This window comes from Candidatus Chordibacter forsetii, from assembly GCF_964187505.1.
GTDB classification, from domain to species: domain Bacteria; phylum Verrucomicrobiota; class Verrucomicrobiia; order Opitutales; family Seribacteraceae; genus Chordibacter; species Chordibacter forsetii.
The window spans coordinates 1-6,598 of the sequence record NZ_CAXLML010000025.1; the positions used below are offsets into that span (position 1 = coordinate 1).

Here is a 6,598-nt window from a genome sequence, read left to right on the forward strand (position 1 = left end):
TGCTACCCGATGCGAGGGTATATCCAGCTCCACGCTCCCAGATCTCAATTCTTATTCGGTTACGGTTAATAACCTGTAGGAATTGAACATTTGTACGATTGGGGAAGTTTGGATGATTTTCAAGTTCTGTTCCGTACTTTTTAGCTGTTGATTCTGTTACTTCATCAAGGGGTATAACGCAGTGAGGATTGCCAATGGTCGCTCCGTAGTAGTTAAATGATATATCGGAAAGCTCGATTTTCTCGTTCAATACTTCCCTCGGGGTATCGCCTACAGAGATTGGAATATCGTCACTGTGAAAACTTACCTTTCCCATTTCAACAGAAATAATAGATTTGTTGGCTGCTACTTCACAGGTAACGACTCCGCCGAGTGTATCGACGGTAAAGGGCTGGTCGCTAACCAATTCGGAATCCCGTAAGTACCTGGCAAATATACGTAATCCATTTCCACTTTTTTCTGCTTCACTTCCATCCGGGTTGAGTATGCGCAAGCCAAACTCTGCTTTATCCGAAGGCAAAGGACCCACTAAAATACCGTCCGACCCCAAACCAAAGTTACGGTGGCAGATACGGACGGTTTCTTCGCAAGAAAATTCATGGTTTGTGCTAGATGGATTATAGACAAGGTAGTCATTTCCAAGGGCGTGGTATTTTTCGAAGATCATGAGCTAAATGGTTTATTGATTAATTATGTGCCTGTGCAGGAGAATTTTTTCGTTCCAGTACCCATTGGATGATCGAGTGGTCATCTTTAATGTATTTTCGGGTGATACGAAGAAATTCAGCTGGATGGATGTTGTTGTTTTGAAAAAAATGTCGATCTCCACCACAACCGTACATGACTTCCTCTGGTAATTCTCCTTTTAACTTTGCCCGTGCCTTGGGTAAAATTCTAGGTAACCATTCAATGCCCTCAACTTTTTCTGATCTTGAGGGCAGGTTGTTCGGGTCGATCCGTTCGGTAGATGTTTTACCATTTTGTTCTTCAAGGAAATAGGACCATCTCTCATAATGAACTAGAACAAATGTGAGGAGGTCAGGTTCGTGGTGTAGGCACCAATCTTCTGCATAATCAAAGATATCTATTTTATTGATTCCATAAGAGGCCAGTCTTGGGATTTCTTCTTCGATAGGAAAAGTTTCAGCATTTGTATTACCGGCACGGTAGAGTGATACGGCTAATTCCCAAATACGGGATAAATCTTGTTGGAATTGGTATGACATTTGAATCAACGCACCATCGAGCGGAGATTAATAGAGGAACCAGAAAGATTAGGCCAAGCGAAAATCCATTTGCTTGTCCTGAGTATTGATTTTATCAATTTGCACATTTATTTGCTGTCCGATTTTTAATTTGTTCTTTGGGTTTTTTCCAAGCAGCGATGTGCCACTTGAATTTATCCGATACCCTAGTTCCCGTGGCAGGGAACGAATGGTAACAAATCCACGAGCAAGCGTTTCCGTTAATTCAATAAAAAATCCCCGACGATTGATCTCTGTGATCAAAGCTTCATGTTTTACAGGATTTCTACTTTCCAAGTCCCGCTTGTAGTACAAAATTAACTTATCTTTGACCGATTCCCTTTCGGCATCGACACTGTTTCGCTCACTTACCGAGAGTTTCTTAGCAAGACCTTCCAATGATTCCGAGGGTGAGTTTTTATTAGGATTCTTCCTGATTAATGCTTCTATCGCCCGATGAGTTACCAAATCTGCATACCTGCGAATAGGTGAAGTGAAATGCAGATAATCTTGCATAGCTAATCCATAGTGCCCATCTGGGCTTGCTCGGTAACAAGCCTGTTGTAAACTACGCAGAAATTTGATTCTTAACACTTGTGAGATTGGAGATCGCTTGATTTGTGCGAGCATCTTTTGCACTTCTTTACGAACGGTTAATTCACCACAGGATATACCAAAGAGGGACATGAAATGCCTTAATTCTTGTAAGTTTTCTGGATCTGGATCTGGGTGTGTTCGGTAAACAACAGGAAGTCTTCGCTTGCGGGTTTGTCGGGCTATAGTTTGGTTAGCCAAAAGCATGAATTCCTCGATCAATTGATGACTTTCATCGTCTGTATTTTGATAAATCTGCTCGGGTTGCCCCACCTCATCTACAAGGATTTTGACCTCGAATGAAGAAAGTTCAAGAGATCCATGATCCATTCGCTTTTGGCGCAGGATGGATGCGGTTTTTCCAAGTGTTTGAATGGTGTAATGAATTTTTCCCAGGATGGATTCATTTACTTCATTAAGCGGGATGCCAGGATTTCCAGAATATCGGCTAGGTGGTGGGGAAGCTTGAAGAATCTCTTTTAGGTTATCTTTTTCCAAAAAGAGCAGTGCTTGTTCGTAAGTAAGTCTTTTGTCACTGCAAATGACTGATTCAAAAAGATGGTGTCCTTGAAGTTCAAACTTCGAGGAAAAGCGGAAAATGACAGATTTTACCAAACGGTCTTCCCCCTCGACTAAGCTGCAAATCCCGCTGGACAAAGAGTGCGGGAGCATGGGAACAACTTCGCCAACAAGGTAGGTTGAGTTGGCTCTTTTTTTTGCTTCATTGTCCAAGGCAGAACCTCGTTTTACATAATGAGAAACATCAGCAATATGGACTCCTATCTCAAGGTCACCGTTGTCCAATCTAGTCATGGAGATTGCATCATCAAAGTCACGGGCGTCTAAGGGATCTATTGTTAAGGTGAAGGTGTCGCGCATGTCCTTTCTACCTTTACAGTCCTTATTTGACACTTTTTCTCCAAAAGCGTTTGCTTCGTCCTCTACCGCACGAGGGAAGGATTGGGGTAGTCCATACTTAGCCAGTATACCCTTGTGGTCAGTCCGAGCGTCATCAGCTGGTCCAAGGACCTTGATGATTTTACATGTTGGAATGCGTGCAGGCGGATCCCATCTTACAAATTTTACAAGGACTTTATCGTTTTCTTGGGCATTTCTTGTGTCCCCCATGACTTTAAATGGCATAGGAATTCTGGAATTTTCCGAATTAACGATGGGTCTTCCGATTTCACTACTGAAAAAACCAAGAAATTCATCGGTCTTTCGCTTTACAACCTTTCCAACTTCATACCTTGGGGGTTTAGGCTTACCAAATTTTCTTTTTTTGTCTTTTTTTTTGGGAGGAAGTGTAAACAGTTCAACTACATCTCCATGAAACGAAGTTAAAGACCTTCCCCGAGCAAGAGAAATAACTTCATCAGTATCAGCTAAAACAACTTTAGCTCTACCATTTCTTACAAAAAAGATCGTGCCTTGTAATTTTTTTTTACTTTGCAGGGGGGGTATTAGTTACTGACCTCGAGGATATCCCAACCTTCAGGAAGAGCTTCTTTGGGGTCATTTACCGTTTCAATATCGGTATTTTCATCTGCATCTTCAGCTGGTGGTTTTGCAAATACGCCTTCCCCGCCTTCAGTCGCGGTTTTTTCGTACCACTCGACTTTTCCGTTGGAAAATAAAACATGTCCACCATCACCACTCCAAGGGGAGTCTGCTTCCCATTCTTCACCATTGTGTCCACGAGTCCACATGATGGGAAAGGGACCACTGGCAAGGTTTTGATCAAGTTTAGTACTGGCACCTTCACCAGGAATAGCAATGGTCCAACCGATGGCAGATTTTTGTTCATCATCTAATCCGCCTGGGTCAGTCGGTATTAGTGAGGGTTTACCGGCACCTCCATCATCGGTAAGAGCAAGAACACGGTCGTCTTCATCGATAAACCATAAAGATGGTTCTGTGGTTCTAGTTTTCTTGCGAAACCAAACCGCAAATCCGGCTGGAGTTTGTTCTTCCAAAGATTCTGAAGTGGGGAACTTTGCTTGGCCTTTGTAAGCCTGAACAATTCCCTTATGGATATCCATTAGTTTGTCCTTGGCAGCTAACTGTCCTGCTTGTCCAAAGATGCCTCCAAATGCACCAATGGCAATTCCGGCTAATATGCCTATGATTGTAATGACAACAAGAAGTTCGATAAGGGTGAAGCCTTTACGCTTAGAATGGTGCTTTTTCATAAGGAACAGTTTTAATTTTTTAAGACAAGATCAGTATGGTAAGGGAAATCTTGAGCAAAGTGCAAGCGACTTCTCCCGCTGTGATTCAATGGTTGATGCTTCATCTGGAGCTTGCAGGATTTTGTAAACAATGCCTGCAATAATTTCCATCTCTGCTTCTTTCATGCCTCTGGATGTAACCGCAGGTGTACCAATGCGCAGACCACTTGTTTGGAATGGACTACGGGTTTCTCCGGGTACGGTATTTCGATTTAGGGTAAGATTAGCTCCCTCTAGAGCTAGTTGAGCAACCTTACCAGTCATCTCCGGGTGAGAGGGGCGAAGGTCCAGGAGGAGTAGGTGGTTGTCTGTTCCGCCACTAACCACATGAAACCCAAGACCGTTTAAGGCATTAGCCATGGCATGTGAGTTTGATTTTACTTGTTTTTGGTAAGTAATGAACTCGGGTTTTCCTGCTTCTTGAAAGCAGGTGGCCTTGGCTGCGATCACATGCATGAGCGGTCCTCCTTGGTTCCCTGGGAAAACTGCTGAATCAATCGCTTTTGCATATTCTTCCTTGCAAAGAATGAGCCCCCCTCTTGGACCCCTTAGGGTTTTGTGAGTCGTGGTGGTTACAAAGTCGGCATGAGGCACAGGAGACGGGTGTAGCCCGGCGGCTACCAATCCAGCAATATGGGCTATATCAGCAAGAAGCAGGGCACCATTGGCTTTGGCAATTTTACCCATACGTTCAAAGTCAATGGTTCTTGAATAAGCGGAAGCTCCAACTGTAATGAGTTTAGGTTTTTCTTGTTCTGCCAAAGCCTCGATGGAATCGTAATCAATTCTGCCACTGGTAGTGTCGACTCCGTAGTTGATTACTTCATAGAGCATGCCGCTGCAATTTTTGGGATGGCCATGAGTAAGGTGTCCCCCGTCCTGTAAGCTCATAGTAAGAATCTTATCTCCTGGTTGGAGCATGGCAAAGTAGACCGCGGTATTGGCTTGGCTGCCCGAGTGGGGCTGCACATTTGCATGTTCTGCTCCAAAAAGCCGTTTAGCTCTCTCAATCGCCAAACTTTCAGCGACATCTACATGTTCGCAACCACCGTAGTACCTTTTGGCGGGGTATCCTTCTGCGTATTTGTTGGTCAATACGCTGCCGGTCGCTTCGATAATTGCAGGTAGGGTAAAATTTTCAGAGGCAATTAATTCGATATGGGTTTGTTGCCTTTGCCTTTCCTGTTCGATTGCTTGATGAATTTGAGGATCAATCTCGGACAGCGGGCGAGCGTCCAGCGTGGAAGAAAGCAGGGTGGATGGTGTATCAGTTTCGATCGTCATGATTTAATTTACTAATTCTAAAAATTTAGAGGTTTTTTTCAACCCAGTTGATCAAGGATGGAATCGCTTCGAGCATTCGGTCTCTACATTGGCGATAAACTTCAATGTCCTGACCATAAGGGTCGGGGAGTTCCTTAGTTTCTCCCTCCACAAATTCTCGCATTAAATATATGGGGTAGCCCTCGGGCAGTTCGAAGTACATGTTAATTAATGCCCGATGCGATTCGGTCATACAGAAAACGACGGAAGCTTCTTGCAAAGAAGTTCGCGTTAGGCCGGAACTACGATGATCCCGAATATCAACCTTGATTTCCTCGCATGCATCTATGGAGTTTTGCGATGCTTTATCGCCATCCATGGCAGATAGACCAGCGGAGTAGGCAAGAATCTTTTTGGAACTTTTAGATTCGTCCATTGCATTTGCAAATAAACGCTCGGCCATTGGACTGCGGCACACGTTTGCCGTACAGATAAAAAGAACTTTTTTAAGTTCTTTTCTCTCTTTTTTCGCTCGACTCTTTTTGCCCATACGCGTGTTTAATCTTCATCTGCAATCGATCTGATGGCAAGGGTGAACCTCTTTAAGTTCTTGAAAATTCACGGTGCCCAATATCTTTGCGGTAATACTTTGAGGAGAACGCTACAGATTTGCACAATTCATAAGCCGAGTTCCTCGCATCCTGCAGGCTTTTTCCTGTACCTACCGCACCCAGTACACGACCGCCAGAACTAACCACACTTCCATCTGGTCTAGAGGCTGTGCCAGCATGAATAAGCAGAGTGCATGGGGGAAGCGGAGAGGGCGGGGTAATCGTATCCCCCTTTGGATAGTTACCAGGGTATCCTTCGCTTGCGAGCACGACTACCAAGGCAAACTCCTGTTTTATCTTAAGTTGGTCAGGCAAGGGTTCCCCTTTGGCCGAGGAAATAAGTACGGGAACTAGGTCTTGATCGACCAACGGTAAAATAACTTGGGTTTCGGGATCACCGAAGCGAACATTAAATTCCAACACTTTTGGACCTGATTTCGTAAGCATTAATCCAATATAGAGGGTTCCCCGAAATTCCATGCCTTCCGACTTTAATCCAGCCAAAGTTGGTCGAACGATGCTCTCCTCATATTCGGCAAGCATGGATGGACTCACTAATGATGTGGGTGCATAAGCTCCCATTCCCCCGGTGTTAGGACCCGTATCTCCTTCGCCCACCTTTTTATGATCCTGGCTCATGGGCAGAGTAACATAA

Annotated in this window: 7 protein-coding genes; all 7 read right to left on the minus strand. The window is 44.2% G+C overall.

The features are described 5' to 3' along the window. Positions 1 to 667 (minus strand): diaminopimelate epimerase (gene dapF, locus ACKPQ4_RS01000; RefSeq protein ID WP_407679346.1); only part of this gene is annotated, 667 nt, incomplete at its 3' end. Positions 668 to 686: 19 nt separating this feature from the next. Next, positions 687 to 1,226: a DUF5069 domain-containing protein gene (locus ACKPQ4_RS01005; RefSeq protein ID WP_407679347.1), complete on the minus strand. Its 540-nt coding sequence runs from the start codon at positions 1,224 to 1,226 to the stop codon at positions 687 to 689. Positions 1,227 to 1,274: 48 nt separating this feature from the next. Then, positions 1,275 to 3,302, minus strand: coding sequence for a ribonuclease R family protein (locus ACKPQ4_RS01010; RefSeq protein WP_407679352.1), 2,028 nt, complete (start codon positions 3,300 to 3,302; stop codon positions 1,275 to 1,277). Next, on the minus strand, positions 3,302 to 4,030 hold the full coding sequence (locus tag ACKPQ4_RS01015; protein ID WP_407679348.1) for a pilus assembly FimT family protein: 729 nt from the start codon (positions 4,028 to 4,030) through the stop codon (positions 3,302 to 3,304). Before ACKPQ4_RS01015 ends, ACKPQ4_RS01010 begins: the two co-directional genes overlap by 1 nt. A 30-nt stretch (positions 4,031 to 4,060) precedes the next feature. After that, positions 4,061 to 5,353: a serine hydroxymethyltransferase gene (locus tag ACKPQ4_RS01020; RefSeq protein ID WP_407679349.1), complete on the minus strand. Its 1,293-nt coding sequence runs from the start codon at positions 5,351 to 5,353 to the stop codon at positions 4,061 to 4,063. A gap of 25 nt (positions 5,354 to 5,378) precedes the next feature. After that, a complete protein-coding gene (locus ACKPQ4_RS01025; protein ID WP_407679350.1) occupies positions 5,379 to 5,882 on the minus strand; it encodes a low molecular weight protein arginine phosphatase in 504 nt (167 codons plus the stop codon). A gap of 52 nt (positions 5,883 to 5,934) precedes the next feature. Beyond that, the coding region (locus ACKPQ4_RS01030) for a phosphoribosylamine--glycine ligase (RefSeq protein WP_407679351.1) at positions 5,935 to 6,598 on the minus strand (664 nt) is incomplete at its 5' end.

What these genes read in the sequence shown, in the direction of transcription:
- ACKPQ4_RS01005 (WP_407679347.1), bottom strand. Translation starts at nt 1,226, where the DNA reads ATGTCATACCAATTCCAACAAGATTTATCCCGTATTTGGGAATTAGCC.
- ACKPQ4_RS01015 (WP_407679348.1), bottom strand. Translation starts at nt 4,030, where the DNA reads ATGAAAAAGCACCATTCTAAGCGTAAAGGCTTCACCCTTATCGAACTT.
- ACKPQ4_RS01020 (WP_407679349.1), bottom strand. Translation starts at nt 5,353, where the DNA reads ATGACGATCGAAACTGATACACCATCCACCCTGCTTTCTTCCACGCTG.
- ACKPQ4_RS01025 (WP_407679350.1), bottom strand. Translation starts at nt 5,882, where the DNA reads ATGGGCAAAAAGAGTCGAGCGAAAAAAGAGAGAAAAGAACTTAAAAAA.